The sequence below is a fragment of the Spongiibacter tropicus DSM 19543 genome, from assembly GCF_000420325.1.
Lineage (GTDB): Bacteria > Pseudomonadota > Gammaproteobacteria > Pseudomonadales > Spongiibacteraceae > Spongiibacter > Spongiibacter tropicus.
This window is the reverse complement of the sequence record NZ_ATUS01000004.1, coordinates 1-15,120: the sequence shown is the minus strand read 5'-3', so window position 1 is coordinate 15,120 and position 15,120 is coordinate 1. Positions and strand designations below refer to the sequence as shown.

General features: G+C 56.0%; 15 protein-coding genes. 6 read left to right on the top strand and 9 right to left on the bottom strand.

Annotated elements, in window-relative coordinates; genetic code table 11:
- Positions 1 to 51: 51 nt before the first annotated feature.
- A complete protein-coding gene (locus G411_RS0114910) occupies positions 52 to 1,650 on the top strand; it encodes a GMC family oxidoreductase (protein ID WP_022960018.1) in 1,599 nt (532 codons plus the stop codon).
- Here the strand turns inward: G411_RS0114910 and G411_RS0114905 are convergent, their stop codons facing one another.
- Together G411_RS0114905 and G411_RS0114900 are read right to left on the bottom strand one after the other, a co-directional pair.
- The gene (locus tag G411_RS0114905; RefSeq protein ID WP_022960017.1) at positions 1,651 to 2,523 is read right to left on the bottom strand and encodes a DUF2971 domain-containing protein; all 873 of its coding nucleotides are present in this window, start codon (positions 2,521 to 2,523) and stop codon (positions 1,651 to 1,653) included.
- A complete protein-coding gene (locus G411_RS0114900) occupies positions 2,516 to 3,310 on the bottom strand; it encodes an alpha/beta fold hydrolase (RefSeq protein WP_022960016.1) in 795 nt (264 codons plus the stop codon). The genes G411_RS0114905 and G411_RS0114900 overlap by 8 nt, the downstream gene beginning before the upstream one ends.
- Before the next feature lie 52 nt (positions 3,311 to 3,362).
- Between G411_RS0114900 and G411_RS0114895 the strand changes: the two genes are divergently transcribed.
- The gene (locus G411_RS0114895; protein ID WP_022960015.1) at positions 3,363 to 4,160 is read left to right on the top strand and encodes a hypothetical protein; all 798 of its coding nucleotides are present in this window, start codon (positions 3,363 to 3,365) and stop codon (positions 4,158 to 4,160) included.
- A 12-nt stretch (positions 4,161 to 4,172) separates the two neighbouring features.
- On the opposite strand, the gene G411_RS21620 is transcribed toward G411_RS0114895, so the two are convergent.
- From G411_RS21620 to G411_RS20700, 3 genes are read right to left on the bottom strand one after another with little or no spacing between them, the layout of a single operon-like run.
- Positions 4,173 to 5,156, bottom strand: a complete 984-nt coding sequence (locus G411_RS21620; RefSeq protein WP_022960014.1) for a HupE/UreJ family protein — start codon at positions 5,154 to 5,156, stop codon at positions 4,173 to 4,175.
- Positions 5,146 to 5,949 (bottom strand): peptidylprolyl isomerase, encoded by an 804-nt coding sequence (locus G411_RS0114885; RefSeq protein WP_022960013.1) that lies wholly within the window; start codon positions 5,947 to 5,949, stop codon positions 5,146 to 5,148. Before G411_RS0114885 ends, G411_RS21620 begins: the two co-directional genes overlap by 11 nt.
- Positions 5,946 to 7,880, bottom strand: coding sequence for a DUF3604 domain-containing protein (locus G411_RS20700; protein ID WP_022960012.1), 1,935 nt, complete (start codon positions 7,878 to 7,880; stop codon positions 5,946 to 5,948). The genes G411_RS0114885 and G411_RS20700 overlap by 4 nt, the downstream gene beginning before the upstream one ends.
- A 255-nt stretch (positions 7,881 to 8,135) precedes the next feature.
- On the opposite strand from G411_RS20700, the gene G411_RS22175 reads away from it, so the two are divergent.
- Positions 8,136 to 8,306 (top strand): hypothetical protein, encoded by a 171-nt coding sequence (locus G411_RS22175; RefSeq protein WP_157581354.1) that lies wholly within the window; start codon positions 8,136 to 8,138, stop codon positions 8,304 to 8,306.
- A gap of 38 nt (positions 8,307 to 8,344) precedes the next feature.
- Here the strand turns inward: G411_RS22175 and G411_RS0114870 are convergent, their stop codons facing one another.
- A complete protein-coding gene (locus G411_RS0114870; RefSeq protein ID WP_037509707.1) occupies positions 8,345 to 8,968 on the bottom strand; it encodes a glutathione S-transferase family protein in 624 nt (207 codons plus the stop codon).
- A 194-nt stretch (positions 8,969 to 9,162) separates the two neighbouring features.
- Between G411_RS0114870 and G411_RS0114865 the strand changes: the two genes are divergently transcribed.
- From G411_RS0114865 to G411_RS20695, 3 genes are read left to right on the top strand one after another with little or no spacing between them, the layout of a single operon-like run.
- Positions 9,163 to 9,480: a PepSY domain-containing protein gene (locus tag G411_RS0114865; RefSeq protein WP_022960009.1), complete on the top strand. Its 318-nt coding sequence runs from the start codon at positions 9,163 to 9,165 to the stop codon at positions 9,478 to 9,480.
- A 9-nt stretch (positions 9,481 to 9,489) separates the two neighbouring features.
- Positions 9,490 to 10,173, top strand: a complete 684-nt coding sequence (locus tag G411_RS0114860; RefSeq protein WP_022960008.1) for a response regulator transcription factor — start codon at positions 9,490 to 9,492, stop codon at positions 10,171 to 10,173.
- Entirely contained in the window at positions 10,166 to 11,524 is a 1,359-nt protein-coding gene (locus G411_RS20695) for an ATP-binding protein (RefSeq protein ID WP_022960007.1), read from the top strand. The genes G411_RS0114860 and G411_RS20695 overlap by 8 nt, the downstream gene beginning before the upstream one ends.
- A 35-nt stretch (positions 11,525 to 11,559) precedes the next feature.
- Here the strand turns inward: G411_RS20695 and G411_RS0114850 are convergent, their stop codons facing one another.
- The 3 genes from G411_RS0114850 to G411_RS22280 form a co-directional block, all read right to left on the bottom strand.
- Positions 11,560 to 13,254 (bottom strand): ShlB/FhaC/HecB family hemolysin secretion/activation protein, encoded by a 1,695-nt coding sequence (locus G411_RS0114850; RefSeq protein ID WP_157581352.1) that lies wholly within the window; start codon positions 13,252 to 13,254, stop codon positions 11,560 to 11,562.
- 209 nt (positions 13,255 to 13,463) lie between these two features.
- On the bottom strand, positions 13,464 to 14,243 hold the full coding sequence (locus G411_RS0114845) for an OmpA family protein (RefSeq protein WP_022960005.1): 780 nt from the start codon (positions 14,241 to 14,243) through the stop codon (positions 13,464 to 13,466).
- A 130-nt stretch (positions 14,244 to 14,373) separates the two neighbouring features.
- Positions 14,374 to 15,120: hypothetical protein (locus G411_RS22280; RefSeq protein ID WP_022960004.1), on the bottom strand; the 747-nt coding region annotated here is incomplete at its 5' end.

The following is a 15,120-nucleotide window of genomic DNA, read 5'->3' as shown; positions in this document are numbered from 1 at the left end:
ACTTAGTACCAACAGTGATACTTCAAGAAAAATAAATGAGGCAAGTACTCCGTGACCAAGCTCTATGACTACATTATTGTCGGCGCCGGCTCCGCAGGCTGCGCACTGGCAAACCGGCTCAGCGAAGATAGCCAACGCAATGTGCTCTTGCTGGAAGCCGGTGGCAAAGACCGCAACCCCCTGATCCACATCCCGCTCGGCTTTGCCTTTACCATGAAGCACCCAACACTCAGTTGGGGCTACGTCAGTGATCCGGAGCCGCATATGAATGGCCGCCGCATTGACCAACCCCGGGGCAAGGTGCTCGGCGGCTCCAGCTCAATTAATGGCATGGTCTATATCCGTGGCCAGCGAGAGGACTATGATCACTGGGCGGAGCTCGGGAATACGGAGTGGAGCTACGACAAGCTGTTACCGATCTTCAAGCGCTGCGAGGGTTATGTTGGACAATCCGGCGATGACTACCATGGCCGAGACGGCCAGCTCTGGGTTGACGACGTTCAGAATCGCTACGACATGGCTGAGCTATATGTCAAAGCCGCACAGGAAGCCGGTATTCCCTTCAACCCCGATTTCAACGGGGAGCGACAAGAAGGTGTTGGCTTCTATCAGGTGAATATTCGCCGGGGACGACGCCAAAGTACAGCCAAAACCTATTTACGCAACGCCGCAAAACGCGCCAACCTTCACATTCAAACCCATGCCATCGCCACCCAGATCCTGTTCGAAGGCCACCGCAGTTGTGGGCTGCGCTATTTGCAGAATGGCAAGGAAGTCACCGTGCGCTGCCGCGGCGAGATCATTCTCTGCGGCGGTACGATTAACTCGCCGCAATTATTGGAACTGAGCGGCATCGGCAATGCCGAGATGCTGTCTCAAAAAGGGATCAAGCCGCTTAAGAACCTGCCTGGCGTTGGTGAGAACATGCAGGACCACCTGACGGTGAATACCCAGCGCTCATTTGAGGGTGTCAGAACGTATTATGAAGACTCTCGCCCGCTGGCAATGCTCAACACGCTGATGAAGCTGATCTTCAAGGGCAGCGGCATGCTCTCCCACCCGGCTGCCCAAGTCGGGGTATTTTTCCGCACATCGGACGATGTAGCGCGCCCCGACGCCCAGATCCATTTCACTCCTGCCGCAGGTGATCAGGATGAAAATGGCCGTATGCTCACCGTGCCCGGCACGACCGCAACGGTATGTTACTTACGCCCCAAGAGCCGCGGTCACGTCCACATTCGCAGCGCTGATCCGCGTGAGGCCCCTGCATTTGTACATAATTACCTGGCAGAAGAGGAAGACCGTCGCGCGATCATTGCGGCAGTGCGCAAGACGCGGGCAATTTTTGAGGCCCCTGTTTTGGAGCCCTGGCGCCGCGAAGAGCTGATTCCCGGCGCCGATGTTCAGAGCGACGAAGACATTCTGGAATTTGTCCGCAACACCGGCGAGTCCGTCTACCATCCTGTGGGCACCTGTAAAATGGGTGACGATGAGATGGCCGTCGTCGACCAGCACCTGAAAGTCCACGGCCTCGAGGGGCTGCGGGTTGCTGATGCGTCGGTGATGCCGACCATTATTTCCGGCAACACCAATGCAACGGCCGTATTAATTGGTGAGCGCTGTGCAGACTTTATCTTGTCGGGAAAATGATCAACGCTGTCGATAGGGTATCTGACAATAGTCGATGCCCTGCGTCGGTTGAATGCCGTGCTTGCTGAGGCACATTTTTAAAGAGTTCATCGACAAGCTGATATTGGGTGTCGGCCCAAGGTATACGTGATCCAACAGCATGGATTCGCCCTGCTCCGCCAATGAAAACTTCATAAAGGGGACCAGCATGCTCCTCCCCTCGCGAAAATACACCTTGGCCCCCAGGTAGTCGGAAATCACCGGCGATACCAGCCGCCACTCCTGCTCTTCCTCAAATGAGGGATGTTTGAGAATCGCTGCGATGCGCAGCAGATCCGTTTCCAGGTGTTGAAAGCGCTTAAACCATTGTTCACGCTGATCACTGGCACTGCCTTGAGGTTGTGGCTCTGCCAGCAACTCCACTGCGTCGATAATCTGCGCAATCAGCCGCTGCTGCTCCACCGCCTCATACACACAACGGCCCAACTTAAAGTGTTGCGCCGCAGCGCAGCTCTCGATGGCCTCGGCATTAAAACCAAGGCTGGCTCCCTTCCCCACTGAACTGTAGCCCCGCCACTGACTGAGCAGGTTGCCGTGAGAACGGAAGGAGGCGCCAAAGAGAATATGGCCGTTAGTAATTCGGTGCTGCACCCAGTCGAGAAAGGCATTCAGCAACCCGGGGTGAGGGTGCCCGGCCGCAATGCGCTGTTCGACATCGCGCTTTACCAAATCTGCCGTATGCCTCAGTTCTGCCGAGTCATTCATATAGCGGATATCACTGGCCCACAACACACCACTGCCGACAATACCCAGCACGCCCCCCAGCGAGGTGTAATGGTAGAGCGTCTCTGTGGGCTGCTGCGCGTAGAGACTGGCGGTAATCGCGTCAATCATTGCCGCTCGCCAGAAAGCCAGCCACCAGAGCGTTGAACTCCGCAGGTCTCTCTACATGAAGCCAGTGCCCGGTACCGGCGATGGTTTCCAAGCGACTATCCGGGAACTGACGTTGAATTCCCACCCGATTTTCGTCTTTGATATAGCGAGACAATTCCCCGCGAATGAACAACGCTGGCGCCTTGTATACCCCTGTATCGGGTGCTGCCCGCAGCAGGTCATAGCAATCGGCAATCACTGGCAGATTCATCCGCCATGCCCAATGGTCGCCATCGCGCATCAGGTTCTTGAGCAAAAACTGACGAATGCCTAACTCCGGCACGGCATCCTGCAAAAGTTGGTCGGCCTGTTCGCGGTTGCGCAAGGCACGCAAATCCATCGCCAGCAGCGCCGTAATAATAGCGTCGTGGCCTCGGCCGTAACTCACCGGAGCGATATCCGCGACAATCAGCTTACTGACACGGTCGGCCTGCGTTGCTGCCAGCTCCATTGCGACCTTTCCGCCCAAGGAGTGGCCCAGAACCGAGGCCGACGCGATGCCAAGCTCATCCATGGTCACCGCCACGTCTTTGGCCATCGACGGGATATCCATGTAGTCGCAGTGGGGAGATTTTCCATGGTTGCGCAAGTCCATACGCACTACCTGATAGTGCGCTTCCAGACTGCGTCCCAATGAGAGCAGATTGCTGGCTGAGCCAAACAGTCCGTGCAGTAATACTACCGGCTCACCACTACCTCTCGTCTCACTGTTCAGGCATACCGCGCCTGCTCCCAGTTCACTTCTCATGTTCTACCCCGGTTGTTAGAATGCCTGCGCATCCGAATAAATAGGTACCGCTGTGAAAAAAACGCTTCTGATTGTTACCGCACTGATGGCCGTCATCACCAGCGCCTGTAGCTCGGTGAGTTACAACCCAACGGTATATGACTACTTCATCGCCAAAGAGTCTCTGGCCAAAAAGCCTATCAAGAAAATCATCATAGCCAGCGTTAATGTCAGCGGTGAGCCAACGCGCTCCATGTTAAGGGACAGCGAGGGGAAAATCGACGGCATGGTTCAGGATTATCTGACCGCCAATGGCTACCAGATTGTGCCGCAGCATATTTTCAATAACGCTTGGCAGCAGGCATTGCTGAACTTCGGCGATTTCTACGACCCGACTACCGGTAAGGTTGATCAAGTGGGCTGGCAAAATGTGATGGGCGCTACGTTCAAAAGCCTGCAGGAACACAAAGAGATCGACGCCGTGCTGTTTACTGACCTTATGGTGCACGATATTCAGCACAGCGCAGGGATGAAACATTACGCCCGTTGGTACGGCGTCACCCGAGAGCCGGCCACCGAGGGCGCCACCGCCAGTGTGCCCTCTGATTTCAACTGGACGCAGATTATCAAAGGGGCCAGTCTCGCCGTCACGATCTACAGCAGCGAAGGGCAACCTCTGTTCTCCAGCCGCGGAGGCCTGGACACCCTGCATGCAATCAATTCTCGGAAATCCCAGCGCAGCTTCGTGCGCCGGACAAAAATACTGAGCAACAGCCGCAATATCGAAGAAGGTATCGAGCTGGGCTTTCACCCGCTGATTCCGATGAAGCGCTATCCCGCACCGCCGAAGCAAACAGCCGAGAACCAGTAAGCGTACTCTTCGCTACCACAGGCTAGTGGCTGCACGGGAGACCATCCAATACATCGCGCAGCCGCCCATCGTGTAAATCGACAGCAAACGCGCCGCAAACAGCGGCGTCTCGCCACCGTTGACCGGAATCCGGGCGATCAGACCAAACACCAGCGCCAACATGGCGATAAACAGCAACTGCCCCACTTCCACGCCAAGATTAAACAGCAGCAGAGCGGTCAGCTGTTGTCCCAGCGGCAAGCCCAGCTCCCCTAATACAGACGCGAAACCGAGGCCATGCAGCAGGCCAAATCCCAACACCAATAAAGCAAATCCAGAACGCGTCACATCGCTGGGCCTGGTGTTGATACCCAGTGCGAGTACCAGTATCGAAGCGGCGATCGCGACTTCCACCAGACCCGTGTCGAACGACACCAGCCCCGTGCTGGCGGCTATCAATGTCAGGCTATGTCCAAGGGTAAACGCGGTGACCCAAAGCAATCGCTGCCGCCAGTGCTCGGAGATCAGAAACAGCCCCAATACGAAAAGCAGATGATCAAAACCGATGAGAATGTGGCTAATCCCCCACTGCAGGTATTGGGCAACGCCATGAGGCTTCTGATCTTTGCTCTCGAGTACATATCCCGGTTCATCGCTATTTAACAGCAGCTGCTGCTCATCGCCCTCCTCCGGCCACCACCTCAGCAATACCGCACTTTGTGAGGGGCTGAGGCCCTCGACTCGCACTTCCGGTTGGCTGCCACACTGGACATGAAACTGCCATTCCAATGCCGTGCCCTGACGCGTTGGCGGCCCTTCGCCCAAACGTCGGCAGTCCGCCGAGAAGCTCAGCGCCAGCGCTGCACTGCCATCCGCAGGCAAGCGCCAATTGACCGCAATAGTGCCCGAAGGCAGGCTCCGCAGCTCCAACAGGGCTGGCGCCAGCTTATGGGCATGTGCCGGGGTACACAGCAGACTGAGTAGGAACAGAAGCGACAACACGGAGCTACGTGGCATGACAGAGGTTCCGGTATTTATCCCGCAATCGCGTCAGGGCTGACGCCGACATTTCTGACGGTGGCGATGGCACCTTGATCAGCTCCTTACGGCGATCGACCACCCGCAACACATGCCAACCATAGGGCGACTGAACCGGCCCAAACCACTGCCTCAAAGGCAGAGACGGCAGTGTCATATCGGTACGGTCTCCAAACAGGGCATCTACCCTGGCTTGATCCAGTCCCATCAGCGCGCCACCGTGGAGGAAGGGTATGGCTTCACTGTACTCGCCGTTGGCGAGCGCCTGCTCGGCGGTCGACCTCTCCCGGAACAAATACTGCTGAAAATCGACCCGCCAAGTCTCATTTTGAATCGCAGCAGATGAAACCTCAGGCGCTGTCGCCGTCATCATGGCCTCCATGCGTTGCAGTAAGCGCCGGCGGATGACCACATCACCCAGAATAAGCGCCTCAAGCAATGGGCTATCCTTTTCCAGCCCCTGGCCCTCCAGCTTCAGGAAGCTCATGTCCCGATTGAGGCGTTGCTGAATCACCACGTCCTCCCGGTGAATACCTAGCAGCAACGCTTCTTTCAGCAACATGTCCTCGTCCATCAGGCTTTGCTGCACGCCGTAAAGGTCCACCGGCTGCGACGGATACAGGGCTCGCCACTGACGAGCGCGCTCCGCCACACTGACCGACGACGGGCAGTCCAGCACACGATATTGGTAGGTTTCCCAGCGAGTCACGCCCGCTGCCAGCAATATTGCCAAACCAGAAAAAATCGCCAGCCGCCAAAGCCCCCGCCTCACTCAGCCTCCTCTTTTGCCTGATGCACCCAAATCGGAGAGCTCCATGCCCGCTCTTGAATAATCGGTCGGTGATCCGCGCGACAGCAGTCCTCATAGCCCGCCTGGATTGTCTCAGGCTTACTGCAATCCACCCCCTGCGCCACGCAGATCTGCTGGCTCCAGCGACAACGAGGTACCTCCAAGACACGGGCATAATAGTAGCTGCGGCTTTGCGGATCGTAGTCGGGATCACGCCACACCTGGCAGAGCTGCGCAGCGCCGCTACCCTCAAGCTGGCAGCTGAGCGGATCGACAGATGCCGCAATACCAGAATCGACGATATCCACAACGGATTCCTTACGCTGCCCGTCCGCGCCAAGCTGCCCTTTAATCAACTGCACTTTTTGCAGTGGCAGCCCTGGCGAATTCGCGGTCCCGACATCCATCGCAGCAAGTATCGCAAAAACCGGAGCCCCGTCCTTTTCCAACGTTAATTCACTGCCCATCGGTACGCCGTGCTGATCAGCCTGCCGCGCAAATTCGTCTGACTCACACAGGTTCTGTGGCATGTCGGCTCCCGCAAAAACCCGCAGTCCAATACGGGGCCCGCTGGTGGCGTAGACCTCGCGCCGCTCAAGCGCAGCGAAAATCGACTCCCTGCTGTTTTCCTCCGCCCAGACTGCCGCCAAGCCGCCAGGATTAAACTCCAGGTCGTCGGGCAATCCGGGGGGTAATTCCTGACCTGCCGGTTGGCCGGCGCCGCCATGCCCCGGAAAATTATCCTCGCTCACGGCGCCGGGCGCGGAGATGTGTGTATCGGTACTTGCGATAACACCGAGGGTGTAAGGGTTTGTATTTTCCTTGTCTTGTTGTGCATAGGCCAGGCCATCGCTCAGCACGTCTCGCAGGAATCCCGCATCGCTCTGCGCGGGTTCACTCAATCGGCTGGATATTTTGCCGACAAACTTGCTACGAAAGCTGCCGTAAGGCAATTGCTCAAAGGCGCACAGCTCATCCTGCGTATTGAGCGGATCAAAAAAACATTCTGAGGCGCCTTTGTGCTGCATGATTTCAACAAGACGCTCTAGCCGTGAGCGTTGCTCCGCCCGACGAGTGCCCAACTCAGTATTGACCTCATCCAGCACGAACATATAGCCATCACTGAGGTTGCTGTTATGAGGAATAACCAGTGCCTGGCAGGCGGGCAAATCCGTGCCGGGACCGCAGCGCGCATCAAGCCCGTCCCACAAGGCCGGTGCAGAAGGCGCATCGATAAAGGAAAAAGGCAAGCGCGGCACCTGCGCGTTACGGAAGATGATGTTGCGATGCAGGTTAGCGAGGTTTTCAGCCGCCCCAGTCCACTCGTAAGCGACAAAGCTGGTGAATGCACAACGGTCATTCGCGGCTTCAGCTGATAATTGGATATCTTGCCAGGGACGCATCGCGGCCTGACGACAATACTCCCCGTCCTCGCCGCAAAAACCCATGCGAACGGCTCTGGCCGCTTGCGTATTGAACAGGAAAAAAGCCCCTCTGGGCCAGTGACGATACAACTTGCACTGCCAGCTTCCATAGCCCTCGTCATCCGGGCTGTTGCAGATTTCACGTTCTCCCAGCAGCTCTGCATGATCGGTCACCGCCGCAAAATCCAGTGGCCGCTCAAGTTTCAGCTGACGCAGCGCCTCGCCATTCTCCAGCCAGGGCTGCAGAGGAATGCTCTCTCCACGAGCAAAGCGGTACGCATCAGCCGGCCCCGTTCGCGTTCCCTGTGTACTCGCATCGAGTGAGTACTTTGTGTGTACATGTAAATCGCCAAAGAAGAGTTGGCGCTCATCGGTCCATTCGGGGCAAGTATCGTCACTGGCAAGCAGCGGCGGCGAAAACAAGCACCCAACCGCACATGCAAAGAGTAACGCGCCAGTGGCCCTCACCTGGGCTCCTATCACCGACATATCCTGCTCCTTATCATTATTATATTAGCGAAGATTCTAAAGAGGCAGCGAGCGAGTAACATCACCCATATGGCAGGTTCAGCCTGGGTTAACGCTATCGGCGGTATACTGAGCTCGAAATGCTAACAGGAGGGAATCCCATGTTTGCAAGAATCATGACCGGCCTGCTGATCCTAGGACTGCCTGCTCTGGCATTGGCTGACCCCAGACCTGTGCCACAAAGCTACCAAATGCGTCACAGCACACACTCGTATCATGGCTTTCACGACCGACACGCCTCGTCGTGGGCGTATCGACAAGGCTATCGCGATGGCCTGCGCGACCAGCGGTATCGCAGCAATTATCACCGCGATTATCGCCACCGCCTGCAAGCAGGAACGCGTTACCACCAACACGGGCCGCGATGTGGCCACCGCCCATCGTTGAACACTAGAGTGAATGTATACTGGCTGCGCTAGGCCCTGTCACTCACCGAAGCGCTTTTTCATGTCGGCAAACCATTGAACCAGCGCTTCGCAATCTTCCGGAATGCTGCGTTTTACCCAGCCGCAGAAACCCAGCACGACATAGAGGTCAATATCTGCCTGACTCAGTTGCTCTCCGACGACGAATTCCCGTCCGGAAACAACCTCGTTCATCGATTGATAGAACGCGTCCAAACGCAGGTGCCCTCGGTCAACCAGCTCAGGGATTTGAGGCACATTCAGCGCGCCGGGTAACGCGCGATCTTTGAATACCGGATTCCCGTTACGCAGGACTTCAGCCACGGCAGCCAAGCCGTCCACATACAGCCGCTGACAGAAGGCAATGACTTTTGCACATTCCAATGCATCCTTGCCAAAAACCGACTTTTCGGGATACAGGGAATCGAGGTAATAGCAAATAGCGATCACGTCGCTCAGCACCTCGCCGTTATCCAGCTGCAACGCGGGCACCGTCCACTGCGGATTAATTGCTGAGAACTCCGCGCTCATTTGCTGACCTTTCGTAAGGTCCACCTGCTCGGCGTCTAATTCAACGCCTTTGTATTTAAGTAGCAGCGCGACACGGCGCGGATTGGGTGCAGGGTCATAGGTGTAAAGCTTCACCGTCATCTTCCTTTTTATGTTGTGACTTGAATCTGGGTTCAGCGAAAGTTAAGCCGAAGCTATCCAAACTGCAAGTACGGTCAGATCACTGTGAAATACAGGCAGGAGCTGAAATTCGCTACGTTACTGGGTTAAGCTTGGCAAAGGACACATAGCCTACCGACCTCAAACGCCCAACCAGCAAAGTGTGGAATATGGCCCGTTATTTTTTATTCGCCGCATTGATATTTGGCATCGGCACAGCGCCGGCCACGAGCTTTGCCGCAGGTTTGCTCGACCGCGGCGGCATCAACCTGCCCAGAGGCAATGGTGCTCTGGGCTCGCCCTCTCTAAACGGCCAGCTGGAACATCAGCGCCTGCAGCCTCAGTTGACAGCCCGGGACGCCATCGCCATTGCCGAACGCCGCTATGGCGGCCGTGCTGTGGGCGCGAAGAAGATCGGTAATGCCTACAAAGTGCGTATTCTCCAAGACGATGGAAAAATAAAAAACGTCATTATTGACGGCAAATAGGTAGCAAGCATGCGTGTACTCATCGTGGAAGACGAACCACTCCTGCAGGCGCAACTCTTGAAGTATTTCACCGAAGCTGGGTTTGCCTGTGACGCCAGTTCAGACGGAGAGGAAGCCGCCTACCTCGGGGAAGAAATGCCCTATGACCTTGCGGTTGTCGATATCGGCCTACCCAAGCGGGACGGCATTAGCGTGATCAGTCAGTGGCGCCAACAAGGTATCAAATTCCCGGTACTGGTCCTCACCGCTCGCGACAGCTGGCAGGATAAAGTCAAAGGCTTGGAATCCGGCGCTGACGATTACGTAGCGAAACCCTTTCAAATCGAAGAAGTCCTTGCCCGCGCCAATGCCTTGATCAGGCGCTCAGCGGGATTCGCCAGCCCTCAGCTGGCATTCGGCCCCGTCGTTATCGACACCGCCGCGAAATCTGTCAGCGTCGACCAGCGAGCACTGGAATTAACCACATTTGAATACAATGCGCTTGAATACCTCGTCATGCGGAGTGGTCAGGTAGTATCGAAGTCGGACCTTACCGAGCACCTGTACGATCAGGACTTCGATCGAGACAGTAATGTTATCGAGGTCTTTATTGCTCGTTTGCGCAAAAAACTCGACCCCGAGGGCAGCCTCAAGCCAATCACAACCCTGCGCGGCCGCGGCTACCGTTTTGAGCTGAAGGAAACCCATGCCTGAACGCCCCACGCGGCGCAGCTCTATCAGCCGCCGGCTCCTGCTGGCCATGAGTTTGAGCATGCCGGTACTTCTCGGCCTGACGGGGTTAGCTATCGACCGCGCCTATCACAGCAGTCTGATCAAGGCGGAAGAAAACCGGCTAAAAACACAGTTCTTTTCCCTGCTTGGCGCGGTTGAATGGAGTGGTGACCGTTTCGATACCAGCGACCGCTTGAAAGAACCGAGATTCTGGCAATTCCGGTCGGGACTGTATGCTGATATTCAGGGCTTGGATGGCGCACTTTACTGGCAATCCCTGAGCGCAGACACCCTTCAACTGCCGGGTATTCCCTCAACAGAAAAAGGACAACGCTTCGGACAAGATTTGTTCGGCGAGTCCATCATTGATCAGCGCGCCTTCCTCTACTACCGCTATTACGCCCTGTGGGAAACCGATAATGGCCGCGATATTCCCATCCGGTTTTCGATTTACGCCAGTAAGCAAGGCATGTTGAATGAACTGAGGCAGTTCCGCCGCCAACTCGCACTGTGGCTGAGCATGGTTGCGCTGCTGTCTCTTGCGCTGGTAACCGGGCTGCAATTCTGGGGCTTAAAACCCCTTCGGAAACTGGCTAGAGAGCTGCGACATCTGGAAAAAGGCGATACTCATCAACTCAGCGACGACTACCCTGAAGAACTTAGCGGGATTACGCAGAACCTTAACCAGTTACTCGAGAAAGAACGGCGACAACGGGAGCGGTATCGCAATACCCTGGGCGACCTCGCTCACAGTCTGAAAACGCCACTGGCCGTGCTTCAGAACAATCAGCTGGATGACGAAAGTCGACGGGAGCAATTGAGCCGCATGGACGATATTATTCGGCACCAACTACGTCGAGCAGTCAGTGGAAGCGCGGGAAAACTGGGGCCTCAAATACCCTTGCTGCCGGCGCTTGAGCGTCTCCGTAATACACTAATGAAGGTCTATCACAGCAAAAACCTTGAGATTCACCTGCATATCGACGGCAACCCCAGCGTTGCCGTCGACGAAGACGACTTGCTCGAGCTACTTGGCAACCTGTTAGATAACGCCTGCAAAGCTTGTCAAAAACGCGTCACGCTCTCGACATCATCAGCACCAGGCACGGAAGCACTGCAACTATGTATTGACGATGATGGCGCAGGATTGCAGCCCAGTGAAGTGGAAGCTCTGTTGGATCGCGGACGACGGGGAGATCAATATGGTCAAGGCCAGGGGTTGGGATTAGCTATTGTCCGCGATATCGCGGATAGCTGCGATATCGGGCTTGAACTCGTCAGCCGAGAACAGGCGCCCGGCGGCCGTGTGCGACTTACCTTTCCACGCCGCTGACATTCTCCACAAATCGCGAGCCAGCTTTGTCCCAGCTAGAAGTTAACCCTCAATCGCCAGAAGAAATCGGCCTCAGCAGCCTCACGCACTTCCTCATCAATATTCTGATCCGATAGCGGTCGCGCGATTACCAATTCCGTCTCCATCAGCTCTTGATAGCTGAACCGAAAAGACACGCCGATATCGCTGAGCATTCGCGTATCGCCGTCGGCTCCGCTGGCATTCTCAAACCAGGCTTCTCCACGCTCAACATAAAACGCTGGCGTGAAACGCAGACCTGCAATAGGTAATTCGACAGCCGCCAACGTGGCCTTGGCGTAGTGTCCGGAGTCACCCACCAGCACACCAGGCATATAGGCACTCAAGCCATTATTACCGCCGAGAAAATACTGCTGCTGAAGGGGAAGCTGGGTATTGTCAGAGTACTGGCCGCTGTAACTGAGCGTGAGTTCGACGCGCTCTGTCAGTGACGTCTGGAACGACAAGCGGGGCTTAAAGATAGTGAATTCACTGCTGCGCCGGCCCAAGTTGACCGAGCCCTCAGTATCGTCCGTACCCAAGGTACCGGAATCGGACTTAAAGCCCAGATCAACGAACCCCTGCACCGCCAGTTTGCTGGGCAGGCCCCACAAGCGCATGAGCTGATTGTATTTCAGTCCCAACTCGAGACTCTGCTGCGGCTCATCAAGCAAGTTTTGCCCACGCTTTACATCAATACGGGAATCAACATCTTCGAGTCGCTGCGTAAATGTCAGGCGATAAAGCGCATCACTGAGAAGCACCTGCTCACCCGTTAGCGCAAGTACCGTCGTCTCTGCCTCAAGAGCCAGCCGTCGATCCTCAATGCTCGTCCCGCCGCCAACAACAATCAGGCCGTCATCAATCCCGAGAATCGAACACAATGCTTGCAGCGCGCAGGCATCCAGCGTAAACAGCGGATCGTCTGGGCTCTGAACACGGGCATCGACAAAACGGGCATAATCCACGCGCCGCGCCTCAAACCCATACAGCCCCCATGGGCTGGGGCTATTCAGGCGAAACGTATACCCATCGTAAAAATCACCACCATTGACCTCACCAAACTCTGTCAACGCGCGATCGTAGGAAAACTGCGCCTCCAAACCATTACGAAAATTATGTGTCACGGAGCCACCGGCAAAATAACGCCCTAAAAACCGGTTACCGTAGTTATTCGCCGCAAAACTGAACTCGGTCGGATCATAATCCTGCTGCGATTGCTCGTTGAGCACCAGCGTCAGCGCGCTCGGGTCTTTACCCACCTGATAACTCACGCTGTAGTCCATACCCGCTCTATCGCTTTTCAAATTCGCCAATACTCTCTGAGCATCGAATTCGCGGCGACGCAGGTCGTCATCGCCGATCAAGCCGCTAAAATATCCCCGAATCGAATCAGGCGCTTTTACATCCGCCAAGCGGCCATGTACGACATGGGCATAAATCACATCGCCACGCTGCGCAAAATAAACCGTAGTCAGCAGGTGCCCCAACTGATAGTAAGCCTGATTAATGGCATTTATCGCCTGTGCCGGGGTCTTCGCGTTACGCATCAGCAGGTCGAGCTGGTCAGCACTCAAATGGCGATTACCAGTGATATGAAGGGAGTAGCCACCTACCTCGTACATCGCCACAGGTAGCTTGGCTGCGGCGTGCTCTACACGCTCAGCAGTCCATGCCTGAGGAGGGATCACTGGTGGTAAATCAATAGCCATAGTTATTCTGCCTGTGAACCTTGTTATTTCCCGCCTGCGGGAATCGCGCGCAGTTCTACGCGCCTATTTTTTGCTCTTGCCGCATCTAACGCGGCGCCACTGAGTCCAGAAAGGGACTCCTTCGGTCGGCTTTCACCGTAACCAACCGCATGTAAACGCTCTGCAGCCACACCCTCAGCAATCAGGAAGTCAATGACGGCAAGTGCACGCTAAACAGAGAGCCGCATATTACTCTCTTCATCGCCCCGATCATCGGTATAACCGGCGACTTCGATACTCAAAGGAACATTGGCGGCAGATTTGAGAATTCTGGCAGCCTGGCGCAAAACCGCGCCAGAAGCGGTATCCAGCAAGGCGGTACCCGTCGCAAAGCTGACGCCTCTTAACTCCAGCGCCTGACGACCATCAAAATGGCAGCCACTGGGCAACACTACCGCGCCCTTGGGGGATTGCAGACAGCTATCTACGTCATCACAAACACTGTCTCCATCAGCATCCTCGCACTGTCGGGCGCTACTCGCTTGCATTTGAGCAGACTCGCGCTGCCCCTGTTCCCTGAGCCGATCCGACGACGCGTCCGCTGACAGTCCACTCTCATCTTCGCCGGAAAGGTCGATAGTGAGGATTTCTGGCGTGATATCTTCTCCGCCCGCCGTCTCCTGTAGGAACTCGATAACCGGACTATCGCCGCCGATATTGTTGAGCAACGGCGCCAGTGCGCTGTCAGAGCCCGGCGCATTTCCCAAGGGTTCAGCAGGAGCCCCCAGCAACAGGATGTCCTGCCCCGAGAGGCCGCTGCCAAAAATACTATCGTCGTTCAGGGCATCCAGTGACAGCGCCGACAAATCATCATCACCGCCGGTGGCCGCACCTGGGATATTGGTATCGACGCCAACCCCCAGCACATCGACAGAGATCAGCTGCGCATGCGCCCTGACGGATGCCACCATCAGGACCAACAGCAGATATGTCAGTAGCCGGTTATTCAAGGGTTAACGCCTGTTAAAAGAAAACTCTCGCTAATGGCGAGTATTGTTATACAGCGTGTCACAACATGAAAGTAAAAAAGCCAGCCCCTGGGGGCTGGCTTTTGAGCGCTTACTCTTACAGCAAACTCACTCAGGGAGTGGGTACGCTGAACTCCGGCTGTTGGCCGTCAAAGCTGTACGAGACCGAAAATGCGTCAGACTCGAAAGAGAACGCAAAGGAGAACGGTGCGGCCGAGGTATCACCAGCATCACCACCCTCTCCCGCTCCAGTCAGCATATCCAGAACCGGTTGCAGAGGGTTGTCACCTTCCATACCGCCTGAACCGGCATTCTGGAACTGATCAATCAAAGGTTGCAGTGGGTTGTCACCACCGGCACCTTGCAGTTGGTCCAACAGCGGCTGAAGCGGGTTATCGCCACCGGCACCACCGCCCGCCATGTCACCCAAGCCAGTCAGCTGATCCAGCAGAGGTTGCAGCGGATTGTCACCCCCAGAGGCAGGAGCAAAGCCCATCAGATTGTCTTGCAGACGACCCAAGGCGTACTGCAGTGATGCGGGAATGACTGTGACACTGGCCTGTATGCCAGCAGGGTCGGTAACCAGCGTATCAACGACATCGGTAACCGCATCGACAGTACCATTTTCACCCGCCACATCAGCAAGCAGGTCATCAACCGTTTTTGTCAGCTGGAGAACGTAAGGAGCGAGGGGGTTTTCACCACCAGCGCCAGCACCGCCACCCAAGCCTTGCAGTTGATCAAGCAGCAGTTGCAGCGGGTTGTCGCCACCACCGGCGCCTTGCAGTTGGTCAAGCAGCGGTTGCAATGGGTTATCACCACCGCCAGCGCCGCCACTCAGGCCGGCCAGTTGATCCAG

What these genes read in the sequence shown, in the direction of transcription:
- G411_RS0114905 (WP_022960017.1), bottom strand. Translation starts at nt 2,523, where the DNA reads ATGATTGACGCGATTACCGCCAGTCTCTACGCGCAGCAGCCCACAGAG.
- G411_RS0114900 (WP_022960016.1), bottom strand. Translation starts at nt 3,310, where the DNA reads ATGAGAAGTGAACTGGGAGCAGGCGCGGTATGCCTGAACAGTGAGACG.
- G411_RS21620 (WP_022960014.1), bottom strand. Translation starts at nt 5,156, where the DNA reads ATGCCACGTAGCTCCGTGTTGTCGCTTCTGTTCCTACTCAGTCTGCTG.
- G411_RS20700 (WP_022960012.1), bottom strand. Translation starts at nt 7,880, where the DNA reads ATGTCGGTGATAGGAGCCCAGGTGAGGGCCACTGGCGCGTTACTCTTT.
- G411_RS22175 (WP_157581354.1), top strand. Translation starts at nt 8,136, where the DNA reads ATGGCTTTCACGACCGACACGCCTCGTCGTGGGCGTATCGACAAGGCT.
- G411_RS0114865 (WP_022960009.1), top strand. Translation starts at nt 9,163, where the DNA reads ATGGCCCGTTATTTTTTATTCGCCGCATTGATATTTGGCATCGGCACA.
- G411_RS0114860 (WP_022960008.1), top strand. Translation starts at nt 9,490, where the DNA reads ATGCGTGTACTCATCGTGGAAGACGAACCACTCCTGCAGGCGCAACTC.
- G411_RS20695 (WP_022960007.1), top strand. Translation starts at nt 10,166, where the DNA reads ATGCCTGAACGCCCCACGCGGCGCAGCTCTATCAGCCGCCGGCTCCTG.
- G411_RS0114850 (WP_157581352.1), bottom strand. Translation starts at nt 13,254, where the DNA reads ATGGCTATTGATTTACCACCAGTGATCCCTCCTCAGGCATGGACTGCT.